The organism is Coleofasciculus sp. FACHB-712 (assembly GCF_014695635.1).
Lineage (GTDB): Bacteria > Cyanobacteriota > Cyanobacteriia > Cyanobacteriales > FACHB-T130 > FACHB-T130.
This window is the reverse complement of sequence record NZ_JACJOQ010000595.1, coordinates 1-20,168: the sequence shown is the minus strand read 5'-3', so window position 1 is coordinate 20,168 and position 20,168 is coordinate 1. Positions and strand designations below refer to the sequence as shown.

At 46.4% G+C, this 20,168-nt stretch carries 18 protein-coding genes; 14 read left to right on the top strand and 4 right to left on the bottom strand.

Annotated features, from left to right (window positions below):
• Positions 1-88 precede the first annotated feature (88 nt).
• Together H6F50_RS21755 and H6F50_RS21750 are read right to left on the bottom strand one after the other, a co-directional pair.
• A complete protein-coding gene (locus H6F50_RS21755; RefSeq protein ID WP_190430314.1) occupies positions 89-820 on the bottom strand; it encodes a PAS domain S-box protein in 732 nt (243 codons plus the stop codon).
• A gap of 133 nt (positions 821-953) precedes the next feature.
• Positions 954-1,136, bottom strand: coding sequence for a hypothetical protein (locus H6F50_RS21750; protein ID WP_190430313.1), 183 nt, complete (start codon positions 1,134-1,136; stop codon positions 954-956).
• 79 nt (positions 1,137-1,215) lie between these two features.
• On the opposite strand from H6F50_RS21750, the gene H6F50_RS21745 reads away from it, so the two are divergent.
• Together H6F50_RS21745 and H6F50_RS21740 are read left to right on the top strand one after the other, a co-directional pair.
• Entirely contained in the window at positions 1,216-1,470 is a 255-nt protein-coding gene (locus H6F50_RS21745) for a DUF4212 domain-containing protein (RefSeq protein WP_190413482.1), read from the top strand.
• 8 nt (positions 1,471-1,478) lie between these two features.
• Positions 1,479-3,152: a sodium:solute symporter family protein gene (locus H6F50_RS21740; RefSeq protein WP_190430312.1), complete on the top strand. Its 1,674-nt coding sequence runs from the start codon at positions 1,479-1,481 to the stop codon at positions 3,150-3,152.
• Positions 3,153-3,578: 426 nt separating this feature from the next.
• Here the strand turns inward: H6F50_RS21740 and H6F50_RS21735 are convergent, their stop codons facing one another.
• The gene (locus H6F50_RS21735; RefSeq protein ID WP_190430311.1) at positions 3,579-4,937 is read right to left on the bottom strand and encodes a hypothetical protein; all 1,359 of its coding nucleotides are present in this window, start codon (positions 4,935-4,937) and stop codon (positions 3,579-3,581) included.
• Between the two features lie 892 nt (positions 4,938-5,829).
• Between H6F50_RS21735 and H6F50_RS21730 the strand changes: the two genes are divergently transcribed.
• The 10 genes from H6F50_RS21730 to H6F50_RS21685 all read left to right on the top strand — a co-directional run bounded on the left by H6F50_RS21730 (position 5,830) and on the right by H6F50_RS21685 (position 15,036).
• The gene (locus tag H6F50_RS21730) at positions 5,830-6,327 is read left to right on the top strand and encodes an HNH endonuclease (protein WP_190413489.1); all 498 of its coding nucleotides are present in this window, start codon (positions 5,830-5,832) and stop codon (positions 6,325-6,327) included.
• A gap of 465 nt (positions 6,328-6,792) precedes the next feature.
• A complete protein-coding gene (locus tag H6F50_RS21725; protein WP_190413491.1) occupies positions 6,793-8,085 on the top strand; it encodes a bifunctional oligoribonuclease/PAP phosphatase NrnA in 1,293 nt (430 codons plus the stop codon).
• 57 nt (positions 8,086-8,142) lie between these two features.
• On the top strand, positions 8,143-8,634 hold the full coding sequence (gene sixA, locus H6F50_RS21720; RefSeq protein WP_190430310.1) for a phosphohistidine phosphatase SixA: 492 nt from the start codon (positions 8,143-8,145) through the stop codon (positions 8,632-8,634).
• Positions 8,635-8,728: 94 nt separating this feature from the next.
• Positions 8,729-9,865 carry a citrate synthase gene (locus H6F50_RS21715; RefSeq protein WP_190430309.1) on the top strand — a complete coding sequence of 379 codons (1,137 nt, stop codon included), beginning with the start codon at positions 8,729-8,731 and terminating at the stop codon, positions 9,863-9,865.
• A 170-nt stretch (positions 9,866-10,035) separates the two neighbouring features.
• Positions 10,036-10,161 (top strand): DUF4351 domain-containing protein, encoded by a 126-nt coding sequence (locus tag H6F50_RS21710; protein ID WP_199292304.1) that lies wholly within the window; start codon positions 10,036-10,038, stop codon positions 10,159-10,161.
• 240 nt (positions 10,162-10,401) lie between these two features.
• The gene (gene nuoH / locus H6F50_RS21705; protein ID WP_190430307.1) at positions 10,402-11,520 is read left to right on the top strand and encodes an NADH-quinone oxidoreductase subunit NuoH; all 1,119 of its coding nucleotides are present in this window, start codon (positions 10,402-10,404) and stop codon (positions 11,518-11,520) included.
• Between the two features lie 95 nt (positions 11,521-11,615).
• Entirely contained in the window at positions 11,616-12,203 is a 588-nt protein-coding gene (gene ndhI, locus H6F50_RS21700) for an NAD(P)H-quinone oxidoreductase subunit I (RefSeq protein WP_190413501.1), read from the top strand.
• A 93-nt stretch (positions 12,204-12,296) separates the two neighbouring features.
• Positions 12,297-12,929, top strand: a complete 633-nt coding sequence (locus H6F50_RS21695; protein WP_190413503.1) for an NADH-quinone oxidoreductase subunit J — start codon at positions 12,297-12,299, stop codon at positions 12,927-12,929.
• A gap of 15 nt (positions 12,930-12,944) precedes the next feature.
• Entirely contained in the window at positions 12,945-13,256 is a 312-nt protein-coding gene (nuoK, locus tag H6F50_RS21690; RefSeq protein ID WP_190413505.1) for an NADH-quinone oxidoreductase subunit NuoK, read from the top strand.
• A gap of 460 nt (positions 13,257-13,716) precedes the next feature.
• Positions 13,717-15,036, top strand: coding sequence for a 3-isopropylmalate dehydratase large subunit (locus tag H6F50_RS21685; protein ID WP_190430306.1), 1,320 nt, complete (start codon positions 13,717-13,719; stop codon positions 15,034-15,036).
• A 183-nt stretch (positions 15,037-15,219) separates the two neighbouring features.
• Here H6F50_RS21685 and H6F50_RS21680 read toward each other — a convergent pair whose 3' ends face one another.
• Entirely contained in the window at positions 15,220-15,477 is a 258-nt protein-coding gene (locus tag H6F50_RS21680) for a hypothetical protein (protein WP_190430305.1), read from the bottom strand.
• A gap of 147 nt (positions 15,478-15,624) precedes the next feature.
• On the opposite strand from H6F50_RS21680, the gene H6F50_RS21675 reads away from it, so the two are divergent.
• On the top strand, positions 15,625-18,849 hold the full coding sequence (locus H6F50_RS21675; RefSeq protein ID WP_190430315.1) for a HEAT repeat domain-containing protein: 3,225 nt from the start codon (positions 15,625-15,627) through the stop codon (positions 18,847-18,849).
• Positions 18,850-19,241: 392 nt separating this feature from the next.
• On the top strand, positions 19,242-19,886 hold the full coding sequence (locus H6F50_RS21670) for a hypothetical protein (RefSeq protein ID WP_190430304.1): 645 nt from the start codon (positions 19,242-19,244) through the stop codon (positions 19,884-19,886).
• Positions 19,887-20,168 lie beyond the last annotated feature (282 nt).

Here is a 20,168-nt window from a genome sequence, read left to right as displayed (position 1 = left end):
TTGGCTGAGCGCTATCGGAATCGACGGCGGCACTTTACGCGCCGAGTGCATCTACTCGCAGGCATCATCAACTTTGAGCTAGCTCTGGTTAGCTGATTCGTGCAAGAGGTCTATTGTACTCGTAGTGCCTGAAACCCTCGATGGCGGGAAGGTAAGCTTCGCCAGTCATCGGTTGCCCAGTAGAAAATACTGTCTGATGGTGCGCTTCAATTGACCCCATATTTTCCGGTTGCAAGCCGAGTTCTTGCCATGTCTTCCCTACTATGTCACTACGCTGGAACCCCAGTGCCTTGGCACCTGCAACGCTAGTATCGGCATATTTTCCCGCTCTATCGATCAGATAAATCCGATCTGGAGAAGCTGAGAGAATTTGGTCGAGGTTTGTGGATTGTTGCTTAACTTGGGCGGTGAGTTGTTGTAGTTCTAACTCAACGGCTTTATGCTCGGTGATATCTTTGGCAACTGCATAGAAGCATCCATTTTGATGCGGTAACGTTCTCCAAGACAGCCATCGATAGCTGCCATCCTGGCAGAGATAGCGATTTTCAAAATGAGCGATCGCATTGTCAGCAGATTCTCCGGATGCGGTTAGCGTTGCATTAACATCATCTGGATGGACAAATTCAATCCAAGGGCGCGACATCAATTCTTCCAGCGTCCAGCCCAAAACGCTCTCCCAGGCGGGGTTGAGTTTCTGGAAGTACCTATCTTGCCCGCAAATGCCTAAGAGATCGAGGGACAGGTTAAAAAATGCATTGAGTTCGGACTCTGCTTTCGCCAGCGGCTCAGTCGGTTCGCTTGGATGCTTGGGATTGTTCACAGTAGCCCTCTTGGATGTTTACTCCCCGTTATCTTTTATTAGTATTCCCATCGCTTCCGACTAATGATGCAGAGTATTCATCCCAATTCTTACAAAATTTTGCATTTTGTTTTTAGAATCCCAATTTATGTATTTACTCGGAAGCGATCGCAGATTTTCTGCCACTTCCTAAGTTTAAGAAGCTGGAGTATTGCGGTATACGCTGAGCAGGTAAGTGTAAATCTTCAAAAACCCGGATTTTGTAGGAACTGAAGTTATCTCCCTCCGGGATTTTACGTTTAGTTTTACGAGATGTTTCGCTGCTAGGTGGCTGCATCAAAAGAGCGCGATCGCGTCCACTCCTGATAATCTAATCAAGTTATTCTCTTTTGAGGTTCTGGCAACCGCAAAAATCTATGCATCAAGATAAACGTCAGGCTTACTGGCGAGCCAATACTGCTTTAATTCGGAATCTTTTGATCGTTTGGGCGCTAGTATCCCTCGTTTTTAGCATTCTGTTAGTTGAGCCATTGAATGCGGTGCGTTTTGGTAACGTTCCCCTCGGCTTTTGGATGGCACAGCAGGGTTCTATTTTTGTCTTTGTAGGGCTGATTTTCATCTACGCCGTGCAGATGGACAAGCTCGATCGCAAATACGATATCGATGAGTGAGAGAAAGAATGTCAGTTGAAATCTGGACTATTTTATTGGTTAGTCTTTCTTTCATTGGGTACCTCTACATCGGTTGGCAGTCCCGCGTTAAAGAAAGTGCAGGCTTTTTCGTGGCGGGACGTGGAGTTCCACCCATCGCCAACGGTGCAGCAACAGCAGCAGATTGGATGTCGGCGGCGTCGTTTATCTCAATGGCAGGGTTGATTTCCTTCTTGGGTTACGATGGCTCGATCTATCTGATGGGTTGGACGGGTGGCTATGTTCTGCTAGCGTTGTTGCTGGCTCCCTATTTGCGGAAGTTCGGTAAATATACGGTGCCGGACTTTGTGGGCGATCGCTATTACTCCAATGTCGCCCGTTTAGTGGCAGTTGTGGCGGCAGTTTTTGTTTCCATGACCTACGTCGCTGGACAGATGCGGGGTGTGGGAATTGTGTTCAGCCGCTTCTTGCAAGTGGATGTAAGCACTGGCGTGATCATTGGGATGGTGATTGTCGGCTTTTTCTCCGTTTTAGGGGGAATGAAGGGGATTACCTGGACTCAGGTGGCACAGTACGGCGTGTTGATTATTGCCTACTTGATTCCCGCGATCGCGATCGCCATGCTGCTCACCGGCAACCCGATCCCCCAACTGGCGTTCCCTTTTAGCGATATTGTCCCGAAATTAAACCAAATCCAGGTTGACCTCGGTTTTCAGGAATACACCAAACCGTTTGTCAACAAATCGATGCTGGATGTTTTGTTTACCACCATTGCTTTGATGGTGGGAACTGCGGGACTTCCCCATGTCATCGTGCGCTTTTACACAGTTCCTGATGTCCGTGCGGCGCGTTACTCAGCGGGTTGGGCGCTGCTATTTATCGCGATACTCTACACTAGCGCCCCCGCGCTCGCAACGTTTGCCCGTTATAACCTGATCGACAGTTTGCACAACCAGACGATTCAGGAAATTCATCAACTCGACTGGGTGAACAAGTGGGAAAACACCAAGCTGCTTACTTTTGAAGATAAGAACGGGGATGGGCGGATTCAGCTGACGCCCGATAAAGCCACCAGCGAGATCGGCATCGATCCGGATATTATCGTTCTCTCGACGCCAGAAGTGGCAAAACTCGCTCCTTGGGTGATCGGCTTGGTGGCGACGGGAGGATTAGCGGCGGCGCTGTCTACCGCATCCGGCTTGCTTTTGGTAATCTCTAGTGCGGTTGCTCACGATATCTACTACCGCATCATTAATCCCGGTGCGTCAGAATCGCTGCGAGTGATGGTGGGTCGAATTATGGTCGGGTTTGCGATCGCAATTGCCGGATACTTCGGCATCAATCCCCCCGGTTTTGTGGCGCAGGTGGTGGCTTTTGCCTTTGGTTTAGCCGCAGCCAGCTTTTTCCCAGTCATCATTTTAGGTATCTTCGACAAGCGGACAAATCGGGAAGGCGCGATCGCCGGGATGTTAGTCGGTCTTATCTTTACCATTTCCTACATTGCGGGTGTCAAATTTTATGGAATGTCACCCTGGTTTTTCGGCGTTTCTGCTGAGGGAATTGGCACCTTGGGCATGGCGATCAACTTTGTTGTCACCTGGGTTGTTTCGCGTCTAACTCCGCCACCGCCGCTGGAAATACAGGAAATGGTGGAAGAGTTACGCACCCCAGGTGGGGAACCGCTTGCTTCGTCAAGCCATTAATCCTCGTTTGGATTTTAGATTTGGGGGTTTGGACGACCAAACAAGCGCCGCAACATAACTTCAAAATTGGCACAAGCGGCAGATCTACAACAAAATGGTATAAATCAACACACAGGTAGGGGTGATTCATCAATCGCCCCTTTTTTGTAGCCTGGTGGAGTAATTTTTTGAGACTCGCTACGTAGATGCGATCGCTCTACAGGTCTACTAACGCTAGCTCTACAGGTTTACCAACTTATACCCATTCATTTTACTGGCGCTACACTTACGATTTTCTTTTTGCTCCCTTGTGAAGAGGGTTGGGATTTCTGTGAAGAGGGTTGGGATTTCTGATGGCTAGCATCACAAGGAAAAATTAGTATTGAAGTAAGTTCCACCATCCCGCTTTAAACAGGTAGCCCTCTAGAGCCACTACCAAGTTTCCGTTTATTTCCGATACTTCCGAGAAAAAACTCGATAACCCTTCCCATCCATACTATCCGACGGAGAGAGACTATCTTCCTCCATATTGACTAAATCGAATTGAACATTTTCTGTATAAATTGTTAAAGTAATTCTGATTACTTCTAAAAAGTTAATTACCCAAGAACATTCTTCTTGCGAATATTCTTCATAGTATTGAATCAATTTAGCCAAACAAACTTCTAAATGAGTCCGAGTGGGAGGACAAATTAGAATAATTTTCAGCAGTAGGATTGCTAGAGTAACTGATTTTCCTTCAGAAGCTAATGAAACGAACAGAGAAGAAGGTTCTCCATTATTCTTGATCGTTAAACATTCAATTACCCGTTTACAGGTTTTAATCAGCAGAAGGCTATTGATCTCTTCTTCATCAGCCTCTTTATAGATAAATTCTAATATTTTCCACAAATTAGTTTTTAAAGTCTCTACCTGACCTTGACTTTCAGTCGAATAAAATAAATATTTTAGCAAGCCTTGTTTAAAATGCTTGTATTTCAATTCTTTGGTTTGTTTTAAAAAAATATTTGCAATGTTTTCATAGCTAAACATTCCGCGTCTAGCGATAACTTTTTTAACTAAACGGAGTGCTTGATCGCCCAAAGCCGTAGGATTTTGGTTTTTCTTATTGTTAAATCCCCTAGACTCAGAATGAGCTGTGTACATTGCCAGATCAAACTTAAACTGGTCTTTCAACTGCTTTGATAAGCCTTTAGCAGCTTGGCGCTGTTCTTCAGAATTTTTCTTATTAACATACTGAGGCGCTAACAAATAAGATGTATAACGGCTCTTCCAATGGTCTTGCTCTCGATTTTCATATCTAGAAACAAATAGCTTAAGCTCCTCGTAATCTTGGCTATTAACGAAATCTGCAAGCCAAGCTTTTAGACATTTTACACTTGGAGATGAGATGCTATCACAGTTAGCAGAATTAGAAATTAATTGAATTAAATCTTTTAAGGCTTGGTAGTGGCGAGCCAATATCCAGTTATTGAGAAGAATATAACAAGAACGCTTTAATGTATTTTTAAATTCTTCTTCGTTTTTAGAATCAACAATTGTTTTAAGTGCTTGCAGATGTGCTGAACCAATCGCCTTGACTGGATTAATAAATAAAGTTTTAAACTCATACAGAACTAAATCTGGTGCCCATTGTTTAACAATGTCCAAAAAAAACTGACAAATTATTTCCTGAGGATCTGGAATCTTCGGCACCAGCTTGTTTGAATTAATGAGTGGTTCAGTCTGATGAGTATCTAATAAGACATCCTTAAGTGTGGATGTCTTAAGAACTCTTGAGTGCTTACTGGTTGCTTGAACTTGCATTGTGCTATCGAGAATTCTTTATTCTAAATGTAAACTTTTTCTTTAGAGGATTTGGTGATTGAAAACCTTGATAGCGTATGATAGTCGCCTCATGACTTAGTGAGGCTGGATACCGCATGAATGTGACGCCTGTCACGCAGACGTCACATTCATGCGGGTAGCAAGTTTTTACACAGCGCGCTTTTTAGCATGATTGCCGCCCGTACAGGACTTCTCAGCCTACATCAAGAAGCGGGTGAATGCTGAGTAGTATGCTCTTTCATCTGATTAAGGCGCGGGGTATCATCTATGTCAAAGTATGTCAAAGGCAATGACCATAGAACTACCAATCTCTTTACCCCTAGAAACCGTACTATCTTAACAGGGTGCCCGAAAAGTATGGCAGGTAGGCATTGCTCGCCTAATTTCATGCAACGTCAAAGCAAAAAAAATCCCGACTTCCTATAGCAGCCGGAGTTCTGAAAGGCTGGCATCTTCCAACTGAAATTAGGATTGCGATAAGAGAACGCTTGAAAAATCTATTGATACAGTTATTAGTTTTTATATTTTTAAATTGATTTTTTATCTTTAAAAAAAATTAATTTAAAGGATAAGTCACGTTTATAGCAACGATTAGAAAAAGTTAATGTAAAGACGGAATGTTGAAGAAGCATTTTCGGGACTCAAAGACAAAATTTAAGTGTTATTCAACTATAGTTTTCTCTTAAGAGAACTGTTAGAAGCTGTCGTATAGCAGTGTTGAGGTCTGAAATCGGCAGGCTGAGGAGTGAGGTCTGAGGTTTGAATGAAAACAGGAATGCTCTCCTACTCCCTCTCTATCTCTTGACCCTGACAGCGTTTGGGTTAACTGTGTTACCATCTGGAAAAATCTTCTCAATATCTCAATCACCCTATGGGCAAGGTTCTGGTGTTAAACGCCTCTTATGAACCGCTCAACATCACCAGCTGGCGGCGGGCTGCTGTCTTGTTGATCAAAGGGAAAGCAGAGCGGGTTGAACACAACGGCAAATACGTCTACTCAGAGTTTCCACTCCCGACGGTTATTCGGCTGCGCTACTATGTCCGGGTTCCTTATAAGGAAATTCCCCTGACTCGTCGAAATATCCTCCACCGCGATAGTCATTCTTGTCAATATTGCGGTTATACCGGGGACGATTTAACGCTCGATCATGTAATTCCCCGCTCTCGTGGCGGCGGCGATACCTGGGAAAACATTGTCACCGCCTGCGTGCGCTGCAATGTTAATAAAGGCAGCCGCACCCCCAAGGAAGCAAACATGATTTTGCGGCAGCCGCCTCGCAAGCCTTACAGTAGTCTGCACTTTGAAGTTGCGAAACACCTCAAAAGTGGTACGCATCAGGAGTGGAAAAAATATGTGATCGGCCTTTAGCCCCCTGCATTTAAATCAACTGCGGGGGGTTTTAAAATTTGGCTAGTCAAGAGACTGGCAAGTACGGGTGGTGCCCCTAGTACTGGGGGCAGAGGAACATTGCACTCTTCCTTAACCCCTCATTGCCAATCGGTAGCCATGAAAGAGCAAGAGCGCAACTGTAAAAGGTCAAGACCGGAAAACGCGACCGCAGGGGGAGTGTCGTTTACCAGTTTTTTTGTCAAGATCTATGAATAGGTAGCTCTATATCAAGACAAGCGTAATCACGGCGTCTCTGGAAACCTGTTTTCGCAGTAAAGAGGCGAGCTTTCGCGGCATTTACAAGGGTTTCTGTACTGCGCTTTTTTTGCCCTTTGGGCGATTGACTGAATCTGTCAAATACTTGGCAGGAAGCGTGAGGAGAGAGACTGTTGCAGCAACTGGAATACTAATTTTATAGCTTTGCACACCTGCATTATCCATAATATGCGATCTAATTTGCTCAAGCCTCTCAATGGTTCTCCAATCGCCGCCGAGTCAAAGCCTATAGACACCAAGCCAGATTCGGAATCTGTGGTTGAAATTCAACTAACAGAGGCGGCTCCCACACAGACAGTGAATGGATCTGGTAATTATTCAGCTAGAGGGTCTAGCGAACCCCCACTGGAAAGAATCGTGGAATCGCTACGACAGACTTTAGAGCGTCACCGGGGCGATCGCCATCTGGTAATTTTGCAAGATTTCCCCGACCCGGATGCTCTTTCAGGTGCTTGGGCGTATCAACTGATTGCCAAGCAGTACAACATCCAATGCGAAATTGTGTACGCTGGCACTCTCAGCCACCAAGAAAATATTGCTCTGGTTAAACTTACAGGCTTACCCGCAAAACGCTTGGGCGTCCAGTGCCTGAAGGAAAAGGAGAAGGACTTGTCGGTGTATCAGGGTTGTGTTCTGATTGATAACCAGGGCACGACCTGTCAATTGCTGCCTTGGGTACAAAAGGCAGGAATCCCGATTACGGTGGTGATTGACCATCACAGTATACAGACGGAACTTCATGCTGAATTTACGGATATTCGCCCTTCTACACGAGCCACGGCGACGATTTTAACCCAGTACCTCCAAGGAGGGTTGCTCAAGCTGGATAGCGGTATTGGCGAACACGTAAAATGTGCGACAGCACTAATGCATGGTCTGAGGTCAGACACGAACCGGCTGATGCAAGCTCAGGAAGAGGATTTTCTAGCTGCGGGGTATCTCAGCCGTTTTTATGACGCCCAGCTGCTGAATGCAGTCTTGCAGGCGTATCGCTCAAAACGGGTGATGGATGTAATCGAGCGATCGCTAACCAACCGCACTGTCCAAAATAACTTCTCTATCGCTGGTGTTGGCTATCTTCGCTATGAAGACCGGGATGCCATCCCCCAAGCGGCAGACTTTCTCGTGACAGAAGAAAACGTCCACACGGCTGTCGTCTACGGAATCGTCCACGACGAAGACGAAGAATTGGAAGTCGTAATTGGCTCCCTGAGAACCAGCAAGCTGACTCTCGACCCTGACGAGTTTATCAAAGAAGCCTTTGGGCAAGACAATCAAGGACGCTTTTTTGGCGGCGGACGACTTTCCGCAGGTGGCTTTGAAATTCCGATGGGGTTCTTGGGCGGCTTCAATGAAAATTCTGAGTACGCCAAGATGAAATGGGAAGTTTTTGACACCCAAATCAAGCAAAAGCTGCTTCGGTTGGTCAACCCAAAAGACCATCTGCTTCATGGGGAGTAAAAGCGAGTGGAAGAATGGAAATTGCGACTCTTCCATTCTTCCATCAGCAATTAACCTATGAAACTTTATTTGATCCGCCACGGAATCGCCGCCGAGCCATCTGAGGACGTCAAAGATGAAGCGCGATCGCTGACCCATGAGGGACGCAAGAAAACCGCTAAAGTAGCAAAACGACTGGATGAAATTGGTCTGCGCTTCGACCTGATCCTCACCAGTCCCTTAGTGAGGGCACGCCAAACCGCCAAAATTCTCGTCGCCGCCGGTTTGTGTCCCCATCTAGAAGAATCAATCGACTTAGCTCCTGGGGGTGACATCCAAGCTTGGCTGAGATGGTTAGAGGAATGGCGGCGAGCGGGTGGATCTCAATTAGCCGTGGTGGGTCATCAACCTAACTTGGGAAATTGGGCAGAAATTTTGGTATGGGGCGATACCCAAGAAGCGCTAATTTTGAAAAAAGCAGGCATGATTGGATTAAGCCTTCCAGAAACCCAGTCTCCCGTGGGTCATAGCCAGATGTTTTTGCTTTCCTCACCCAAGTGGCTGTTGTAATCCCCGTTTAGAAATTCTGGTAAAACTAGCGACTACAAAAACGGTTTCTGGTAAGGTAACTTGAGTATGTTCCCTTCACCCAATCCGTAGCAACATGACTGTCTGCGAGTATAAACCAGGTTTAGAAGGCATTCCCGCTGCCCAATCCAGTATCAGCTATGTCGATGGAAAACAGGGAATACTAGAATATCGCGGCATTCGCATCGAAGACCTCGCAGAAAAGAGTACCTTCCTAGAAACGTCGTATTTATTAATTTGGGGTACGCTCCCCACGAAGGAAGAACTTGAGGCCTTTGAAAGTGAAATTCGCTATCATCGGCGGATCAAATATCGCATCCGGGACATGATGAAGTGTTTTCCGGAAACCGGGCATCCAATGGATGCGCTGCAAGCTTCTGCCGCTGCTTTGGGTTTGTTTTACTCCCGTCGCGCTTTAGATAACCCTGCTTACATTCGGGAAGCGGTGGTGCGCCTCCTAGCAAAAATTCCCACAATGGTGGCAGCGTTCCAACTGATGCGGAAAGGCAACGACCCCGTGCGCCCTCGCGATGACTTGGACTATTCTGCCAACTTCTTGTATATGCTGAACGAGCGGGAACCCGACCCCCTCGCGGCGCGGATTTTCGATGTCTGCTTGACGCTTCATGCAGAACATACGATGAACGCTTCTACCTTCTCGGCACGGGTGACGGCTTCAACCCTGACCGACCCCTACGCAGTCGTTGCCTCAGCGGTGGGAACTTTGGCAGGGCCATTGCATGGAGGGGCGAATGAAGAAGTCATCACCATGTTAGAAGAAATTGGCTCAGTGGAAAATGTTGGTGCGTGGCTAGAGGATGCCTTACAGCGCAAAGCGAAAATTATGGGCTTCGGTCATCGCGTCTACAAAGTGAAAGACCCGCGAGCGACAATTCTCCAAAACTTGGCAGAACAACTGTTTGAGAAATTTGGTCACGATAAGTATTACGACATTGCTGTGGAGTTGGAAAGGGTACTTGAGGAAAAATTAGGCGAAAAAGGAATTTATCCAAACGTGGATTTCTATTCGGGTCTGGTTTACCGAAAGATGGGCATTCCTACAGATTTGTTTACACCCGTGTTTGCGATCGCTCGTGTTGCTGGTTGGCTGGCTCACTGGAAGGAACAGTTAGGAGAAAACCGCATCTATCGTCCGACTCAAATTTATAAAGGTTCTCGCGAAGCTGGCTACATTTCTATAGAACAACGATAGTCATCTAGAACCCGAAAAAACGCGATCGCTTCCGACAAAAATTGTATAGAGAAGCGATCGCGCTTTTTTTGTGGCGGAGACGGGAGGAGCGATCGCTGGTTCCGAAAATCGGGGTAGATGGGGAAGCTTACTGTTAATTGGTTGACCTTCGTAGGGATTAGTTGCCTCAGTTGACCAACAGATGCAAGAGCCGGATTCAACAGATACCCATCGCTCAATTAGAGGAGTTGGGTGAGGCGCTGTTGGATTTTACGGCACCGACGGATTTAGCCGTCTGGTTCGAGCAGTATCAGTGATAATTACACAGGCGATCGCACTTTCACCCGCCACAACAAGCGATCGCGCCTCCCTTCTTCCTGACCACAGAAAACTTTAACTTAAGGATAAGTAGAATTTCTTATTTGCTGCGCTGGGCTGGATGCGCTCCAACGATATACTAGGCTGTGTAGCTGAAAAAAATCTTCACAAAAGAACAGATAGATTGATTCGATACATCTTGTCTCGAATTGTCCTAGTAATTACTTCGTTCGGGAAACATGAACCCAGGTATTGACCTACAAGGAACTTTTATCCAATCCCTCAGGGATCTGGGCATCCCAGCAGGTGCCGCCAAAGCCATTTGGATGCCGCTGCCGATGTTTCTGATGATTATTGGTGCTACCGTAGGGGTGCTAGTGGTCGTCTGGCTGGAGCGGAAGATTTCTGCTGCGGCTCAGCAGCGAATTGGGCCAGAATTCGCCGGACCACTAGGTGTTTTGCAGCCGGTCGCCGATGGTCTAAAGCTGGTTTTCAAAGAAGATATTGTCCCAGCCAAGACCGACCGCTTGCTATTCACGCTAGGCCCAATCATCGTCGTCATCCCAGTGTTTTTGTCCTTCCTGATTGTGCCGTTTGGGCAAAACCTGGTAATCTCTAACGTCGGAATGGGCGTCTTTTTGTGGATTGCCCTCTCCAGCATTCAGCCGATTGGCTTGCTGATGTCCGGCTATTCTTCAAACAACAAGTATTCCCTACTAGGGGGTTTAAGGGCGGCAGCGCAGTCGATTAGTTACGAAATTCCCCTAGCGCTTTCCGTTCTTGCGATCGCGATGATGTCCAACAGTCTTAGCACCATCGACATCGTAGAACAGCAATCTGGCTACGGCGTCCTCAGCTGGAACGTCTGGCGGCAACCCGTGGGTTTCCTCATCTTTTGGATCGCCGCTTTGGCAGAGTGCGAAAGACTCCCTTTTGACCTGCCAGAAGCAGAAGAAGAACTGGTTGCCGGTTATCAGACCGAATACGCCGGGATGAAATTCGGTCTATTTTATATCGGCTCTTACGTCAACCTCGTCCTCTCTGCCCTGCTAGTTGCAATCTTGTATCTAGGCGGATGGGAATTTCCGATTCCCCTCTCAATGTTAGGCGGCTGGCTAGGAGTTAATGAAACCAGTCCCTGGTTGCAGGTGATTGATGCATCACTGGGGATCACCATGACCCTCCTAAAAGCCTACTTCCTCGTTTTCATAGCGATTCTGCTGCGCTGGACTGTACCACGGGTTCGCATTGACCAACTGCTCGATCTAGGGTGGAAGTTTCTGCTCCCAGTGTCTTTAGTCAACCTGCTACTGACCGCAGCCCTAAAATTAGCATTTCCCGTTGCTTTTGGCGGGTAATTGGTAATCGGTAATCGGTAATAAGTCGTGGGAAAAATTACCTTTTTCTACAATCACCAATAACCGATTCTCTAATCAGAGAGAGACACAGAACAATGCTTAAGTTCCTCAAACAAGTTGGCGATTACGCCAAAGAAACCGTCCAAGCGGCTCGATATATTGGTCAAGGGTTGTCTGTAACCTTCGACCATATGCGGCGGCGTCCGATTACCGTGCAGTACCCCTACGAAAAACTCATTCCTTCCGAGCGTTTCCGGGGTCGAATTCACTTTGAATTTGATAAGTGCATTTCCTGCGAAGTCTGCGTGCGGGTTTGTCCCATCAACCTGCCAGTAGTGGATTGGGAGTTTGACAAAGCAAGCAAAAAGAAACTCCTCAAGCACTACAGCATCGACTTCGGAGTTTGTATCTTTTGCGGCAACTGCGTGGAATACTGCCCAACCAATTGCCTGTCAATGACCGAAGAGTACGAGCTTAGCACCTACGACCGTCACGAATTGAATTTTGACAACGTGGCACTGGGTCGTTTACCGTACAAAGTCACGCAAGACCCAATGGTGACGCCGCTGCGCGAACTTGTCTACCTACCCAAGGGCGTCATGGACCCGCACGACCTGCCAGAAGGTTCCCGTCGCCCCGGTCAGCTTCCAGCGGAAATTCTGGAACAAAAAACGGAAAAATAAAAGTGATTTGTCATTCGTCATTAGTCACTTGTAAAAAACTAATGATGAATGACGAATGACAAATAAACGATTGACTACTGACAAAGGACAAAAATGAATCTAGCTGAAGGCGTTCAGATTGTTTCGTTTGGCCTGCTGTCGCTAATGATGATTGGCTCAGCTTTAGGAGTGGTGCTGTTTACTAATATTGTCTACTCAGCCTTCTTACTGGGTGGAGTTTTTGTCAGCATCGCTGGGCTGTATCTTCTTCTCAATGCAGACTTTGTAGCGGCGGCGCAGGTTCTCATTTATGTTGGAGCGATTAACGTCCTGATTTTGTTTGCCATCATGCTGGTAAACAAGCGGGAAGATTTTGCACCCATTCGCAATCGCTGGATTCGCCAAGCATCAACGGCTTTGGTCTGTATCGGCTTGTTTGGGCTTCTGGGTACAATGGTGATCAGAACTCCCTGGACTTTAGCGGTCTTGACCACTCCCATTGAAAGTAGCATTGTGCAGATTGGTCTGCATTTCTTCAGTGACTTTTTGCTACCTTTTGAGTTGGCATCTGTGTTGTTGTTGATGGCAATGGTGGGCGCAATTGTTCTGGCACGTCGTGAGTATATTCCAGAAGAAATTTCACCTCAGCTAACTCAACCAACCTCTTTAACGTTGCCGGAACGTCCTCGCGAACTTTTGACGGTCGGCTCCGAAAGCGGTAAACTCCCCGCAGATACCAACACATAGAAACCAAGAAAACTCATGCACCTAGAACTTCAGTATTTTCTACTGCTAGCCGCTGCCCTCTTCTGCATCGGTATCTATGGCTTGATTACCAGCCGTAATGCTGTTCGCGTGCTGATGTCGATTGAATTGCTGCTGAATTCTGTCAACCTGAATTTAATGGCCTTTTCTAATTTTCTCGATCCTCAAGAAATTAAAGGTCAGGTTTTTTCCGTCTTTGTGATTACTGTTGCAGCTGCTGAAGCCGCTGTGGGTTTGGCGATTGTGCTGTCAATCTATCGCAACCGCGAGACGGTGGACATGGAGCAGTTTAATCTGTTGAAGTGGTAATGGTTAATGGGTAATGGGTAATGAGTGTTTTGAGTTGAAGAAAGCTCTTGAATTCAAAATTTAGAGGCGATAATGGCGTCTCTAGAACTGAAAAGTTTTTACCTATACCAATTACCCATTACCCATTATTCCTTACTAACAACGTCAGAAAAATCAGTGATTAATATTTAGGGATATAAATGTAGATTGATGAATCTACAATACAAGCGTTTTAATATTTATATTTATCTTCAGATTTATCTCTAGTAACGTTGAACCCTTATTTTTAGTTTTGCCTGATAAATTTGAGTGGTTAAAATCGTGGAAAGGTTGATAATAAAACATTTCAGGTATCCAGCCCACATCTATCCTTAGTATTAGTTGTCTGAAATACATTGTTATAGAATGACAGAGGGCTGGAGAAAATAGGCATTATCAAATAAAAGCGATCGCGTCTTTGCAAGGAAAGAGGAAAATAGCTATGGGGATGACTCTCACCGAAAAAATCTTGGCTCGTGCCTCTGGTCGGGCTATTGTCGAACCGGCGGAGAATATTTGGGTTAACGTTGATTTGTTAATGACCCATGACGTTTGTGGTCCCGGTACAATCGGGGTGTTCAAGCGCGAATTTGGCGCTGATGCCAAAGTCTGGGACAAAGAAAAAATTGTTTTGATTCCAGACCATTACATTTTTACTGCCGACGAACGCGCTAACCGCAACGTTGATATTCTGCGCGACTTTGCCAAAGAGCAAGACATTAAATATTTCTACGACATCACCGACCGAGCCGACTTTAAAGCCAATCCCGATTACAAAGGTGTTTGTCACATTGCCCTAGCACAAGAAGGTCACACCCGTCCTGGGGAAGTGCTGTTTGGTACCGATTCCCATACCTGTAACGCGGGCGCTTTTGGTCAGTTCGCCACCGGCATTGGCAACACAGACGCTGGTTTCATTATGGGCACCGGCAAGCTGTTGATTAAAGTCCCGGCGACGATGCGCTTTGTCTTTGAGGGCGAGATGCCAAATTACCTGTTGGCAAAAGACCTGATCTTACAAATCATTGGAGATATTGGTGTTGCTGGAGCCACGTATCGGGCGCTGGAATTTGCCGGTACTACCATTAACGGTCTGTCGATGGAAGACCGGATGACGCTGTGTAATATGGCGATTGAGGCGGGTGGCAAAAATGGCACTGTCGCCCCGGATGAGACGACGTTTGAGTACGTGCGCGCCCGGACGGATAAGCCTTTCGAGCCAGTTTATACGGATGTTGATGCTCGTTTCTACTCGGATCGGCATTATGATGTCTCTAAGTTAGAGCCGGTCGTCGCGAAGCCCCATTCTCCAGATAATCGTGCTTTGGCGCGGGAATGCCGGGATGTCAAGATTGACCGAGTTTATATCGGTTCCTGCACTGGCGGCAAAACTTCAGATTTTATGTACGCTGCCCGTATTCTTAAGGGACAGCAGGTGAAAGTTCCTACTTATTTGGTACCGGCAACGCAGAAAGTCTACGAAGACTTATTCACCCAGAAGTACGAAGGGCAAACTTTGTCAGAGATTTTCTTGGCGGCTGGTTGTATTGAGCCTGCGGCACCTTCCTGCGCGGCTTGTTTGGGTGGTCCGAAAGATACTTTCGGGCGTCTGAATGAGCCGGAAATTTGCGTTTCTACGACTAACCGCAATTTCCCCGGTCGGATGGGGAATAAAGAGGCGGGCATTTATCTAGCTTCGCCTTATACGGCTGCGGCTTCGGCGTTGACTGGATATGTAACGGACCCCCGCGATTTTATGTAAAGCAGTAGGAGAGGGGGATTCGGAACCTCACCCCCAACCCCTCTCCGTGAACGGAGAGGGGCAATATTGAGTGGCTCGACATTCGTGGAGAGGGGCAATATTGAATGGCTCGACCTTTGTAGGAGGGGCAGGGGTGGGGCTATGTACTCCATCCCATAGAGAATTGCTAGAGTGCTAGAGGCTTCAACCCAGGCTGTTAATCAGGTCAATATAATTGATCCAACCTTGAAAGATGTCTTGAATAGTCCCGCTATTTTCCTCAACAAACTGGCTACCTTCTTCTGAAAAAGGCGATGATGCGATCGCATTATCCAATTCGCCGAAAAGATCCGTCAGCGTAGTTCCCCCGACGCAGGTAGCGGCGGCTTCATCGGCAAGTTCTTCCCATAACGGGGACTCAGCAGAGATGTTCGCTTGCTTGTTAATGGTGCTTTCTTTCATAAGAAACCTCTGGGCATCAAAATTATCTGATATCAACTCCATACTAATTGGTTGTCGCGATCGCGCTTTCGATTGCACGCTGAAGGCGATCGCGACAACGCACTCGCTATACTCGTAGTCTACGGAATTCAGCAGATTGTGAGTATTATGGTGGATTGGTTATTGGTCTGGGGAGTTTCTCAAGCTGTCGGGGGTCTGGTGTACCCCATTGTGCAAGATTTGGCAAAGGAGGGAGCAAAAGACTTTGCTAAAGATTTCTTCAAAGATTCGCTGAAACACGTTTTGCTACGGGAAAAAGACCCTCGTCAGGTTGCGGCTGGTAAGGCTATCAAAGAATTTCTGCAACTGGTACAGGATGAATTAAAAGATACAGGCGTTACTGATGAGCAATTGCAGCAATATACCAAACCGTTAAAGGAATTTATTAAAGACAAATCGGTTAAAGAGATTCTGGGAAGTGCTTTTAAAGATGACTGTCAGGCACTAGATACAAAAACCTTAGCTCAAACTTGGAATCAGCTTAATTTATTACCTTTGCCACCTGAAGAATTTGATTGGGATTTGGTAGGCAAGCTGTACCGGAAAAAAGTTAAAGCGATTATTCGAGAATTGCCTGAATTACGGGTTATCTTTGACTCAAAAAATATAGAAGCTATTCAAGAAAACACTAAAGAACTAGCTGGAATTCCTACTGAATTTGACTTGAGGCGGTATCAGGAAGGTCTGCAAGAGCGATACGGGAATCTTAATTTAGATAGTTTAGATACGAGTGTTTACGACTATCGAGAAAAACTCAAGGTATGGCAAATATTTTTAGCACAAAACGTGCGAGAATGCCAGGAATATTTACCCCGACTTTACGAGATTCCTAAAGAGCATCAAAAACGACTGAGGGAGAGTAATCAACTCGAAGCAGATGTTGACCCCCAGGAGTGGGAACGATACAAAGAGGTTTATTATCAACAGCCTATTCGCTCAGTTCTGGATATTGTTAATGACTTTCAAACTTATCCTTATGTTGTAATTTTGGGCGATCCGGGTTCGGGAAAGTCCACATTGTTGCAATACATCGCTTTGAATTGGGCAAGAACGCCTCTCAATACGGTCATTGAACAGCCGATTCCGTTGCTGATTGAATTGCGGACTTACATTCGCAATCGCGACTCTAGTGAGTGCAAGGATTTTCTGGAATTCTTTCACAAAGGCTGTGGAATTTTCTGTCGCCTCAATCAGCATGAACTCCACGAACAGCTAAAAGCTGGCAAGGTTTTGGTAATGTTTGATGGGTTGGATGAAGTATTCGATCCGGCGAAACGGGAGGAGGTAATTACTGATATTCATCGCTTCACAAATGATTATCCGAAGGCGCGGGTAATGGTCACTTCTCGCATTATTGGCTACAAAGCGCAACGGTTGCGAGATGCCCAGTTTCGTCACTTCATGCTGCAAGATTTAGAGTCAGACCAGATTCAAGATTTTATCTATCGATGGCATGAATTAACGTTCACCGATGAGGCAGATAAAGTTAGGAAGCGGGAGCGACTGCAAAGGGCAATCGAGACTTCTTCAGCGATTGGAGAACTGGCAGGAAATCCTCTGCTGCTGACAATGATGGCGATACTCAACCGCAGTCAAGAATTGCCCAGAGATAGACCAGAACTTTACAACCAAGCCTCGCGATTACTGCTGCATCAATGGGATGTGGAGCAGAAATTGCTAGAAAATCCGAGGGTAGATTCGGTAACGATTGACTATAAAGATAAGCAGGCGATACTGCGTCAGGTAGCCTATCACATGCAAGCTAGTGAAAAAGGTTTGGCTGGCAACTTGATTAGAGCAGATGATTTAGAAAAGATTCTGATTGATTATCTGAAAACTATAGAAGTTGAGCAAGCGAGAACGGTTGCTAGGTTACTGATTGAGCAACTGCGACACCGTAACTTTATTTTGTGTTTTTTGGGTGCAGATTACTATGCCTTTGTGCATCGGACATTTTTGGAATACTTCTGTGCCTGTGAGTTTGTTGAGCAGTTTGGGAAACGGGGGCTTGAAGGGGGTTTGACGCTTGAAGAACTTAAAACCGAAGCTTTTGATAAGCACTGGCAGGATGAGTCTTGGCATGAAGTGCTGCGGCTGATTGTAGGAATGATTGATACGAGCTTCGGTGGTCAAATCATTGATGATCTGATAGCTCTGAATGGCGAAGCGGAAAAGTTTATCAATCTATTTCTGGCGGCTGAGTGTCTTTCAGAGGTAAGAAATTGCTGGGTACTAGAGGCAACCGCCACACAACTCCTCAATCAGCTAAAAGGTTTAACTAAATATAACTTCAATTACCCTTACGAACCCTGGGATGACGAGGCAAACCTAGTTCGAGAAATTCATACCAAAGCCGTTACAGCAATAGCTAAAACTTGGAAAGATGATCCAAATACCTTACGCTGGCTCAAAGCCCGCGCTCTATCAGATGACGAGTTGGAGGTGCGATACACAGCTGTTGACGAGTTATCTTATGGCTGGAAAGATCACCCTGATACCTTGCCCTGGATTAAAACCCTCGCTCTATCGGATGACCACAACCTTCCAGGGCTGCGTATTAGCGCGGTGCAGGCGTTAGCCCGTAACTGGAAGGATGACCCAGACACCTTACGCTGGCTTAAAACCCGCGCCCTCTCAAATGATGAGGAGAGTTTGCGACGTGCAGCGGTGCAAGAATTAGCTCGTAACTGGAAGGATGACCCTGATATTTTACCCATCATCAAAACCCACGCTCAGTCTGATGACGAGCCGTATGTGCGATATGCAGCAATGAAGCAGTTGGTTCGTGGCTGGAAGGATGATCCCGACACTTTACTCATCCTCAAATCTCATACTGAATCTGACTATTCTCAGCTGCGATACTTAGCAATGGAGGAGTTAGCCCGTGGATGGAAAGATGACCCTGATACTTTACCCATCCTCAAATCTCTTGCTCAGTCTGATGAAAATGAGGTCTTGCGACAGGCAGTATTACATGAGTTATTTGGTTGGAAAGATCAGCCGGAAACCTTGAGCATTGTCAAATACTGCGCTCAGTCTGATGAGCATTGGATAGTGCGATGGTTTGCAGTAGATATGTTAGCCCATTGCTGGAACGATGAGCCTTGGATGTTTGAATTTTTGTGTGATCGCGCCCTGAACGACCCCTTTGAGCGTAAGGAAGACAGGCAATACAACCCTCGACAAACAGCACTTGAGATAATTATCAAAAATTATCCCACCCATCCCCAAACTATACCGCTGTTGCACGATCGCTCTCTCAATGACCCAGACGAGAAAGTGCGCGAGTTCGCTACAGAGAAACTAAAGAATTGGAGGAAAAGTTGCGAGTGAAGCAGCGCTGAGGATGCGATCGCTATCTGATTGACAAATCTTTCCGTGTAGATTGGGTTTTGAGAGTTTTGGAGAGTCTTGCAAGTTTTGCTTCTTGAATTTTGTCAGTCAACCAACGGCTAACCAGTAAGCTTTAGCTTTCTTTAGCTTTAAGCCGGAAATTTATTTCCTGGCTTTTTACGTGCTGCGATCGCTTCACAGGCACTTCACAGAAGCTTTACGATCGGGCGAGAATAACCGATTTATTTAAAGGATTGATAAAGATAGCCCTGATTTTATAGCACTTCTCCTTGGAGACTCCTTAAAGTGTAGGGGGAGTCGATAGGTAGATTTACGGGGTTGTGAGAGGTTTGTTCACCATGCGGGTACTCTACTCAATTTAGGAAGCACCCATGAATCCACGAACAAGATCAAAATCAGAAAAGTCATCGGCGGGGCAGAATCTAGTCAAAGGTTTTGTTGGCATCGCTGGATTTCTAGGAATCTGTTATTTGGTCAGTATTCCAGTCATGTCCCAACTCAATCAAAACTCTACTCTCAAGGAAACTGCTTCTGAGGAGACTGGCACGACTAGGCGTTCTTCACTCAAAAAGACCGAGGCAAAACAGTCTACAACGACCACCGATCCGACAACGATGTTCGGAGTCTATACAACCCAGCCGGATGCTACAACCCAACAAAATCAGTCTCCCGCCCCCCTGAGTAATACAACCTTGCCAAATGGGGCGATAACGACTCCCGGCACCACCAGCTTGCCGAGTAGCTATCCCATCACTCCCAGTACAAGCAATTCTGGCGGGTTAATCACGACTCCTGGCACCACCAGCTTGCCGAGTAGCTATCCCACCACTCCCAGTACAAGCAATTCTGGCGGGTTAATCACGACTCCCGGCACCACCAGCTTGCCGAGTAGCTATCCTATCACTCCCAGTACAAGCAATTCTGGCGGGTTAATCACGACTCCTGGCACCACCAGCTTGCCGAACACAGGATTTTCAACTACACCCAATCCAACGCTCAACTATAGCGGGTTTTAAACGTTCAACTGGGTGTGTGTCGCCTGATATAGCAATCCTATTTGAGTTGCGCTTCGGCTCTTCAGATCCCCGACTTCTCTCTCGAAGTCGGGGATCTCGCCTTCACGAATTATTTACGAGTGCGATACTTAAGGCAAAACCGAGACAAAACGCGATCGCTCTCTCAACTGAAAATACGATCGCCCTTAAACTTCCGGGCGAATTCTGCTACTGCCCAAACTGTTGTTTAGCTTGCTGATAAACTTCCACCGTTATTATTTTTTGCCCTGCTTCTTGTGCAAA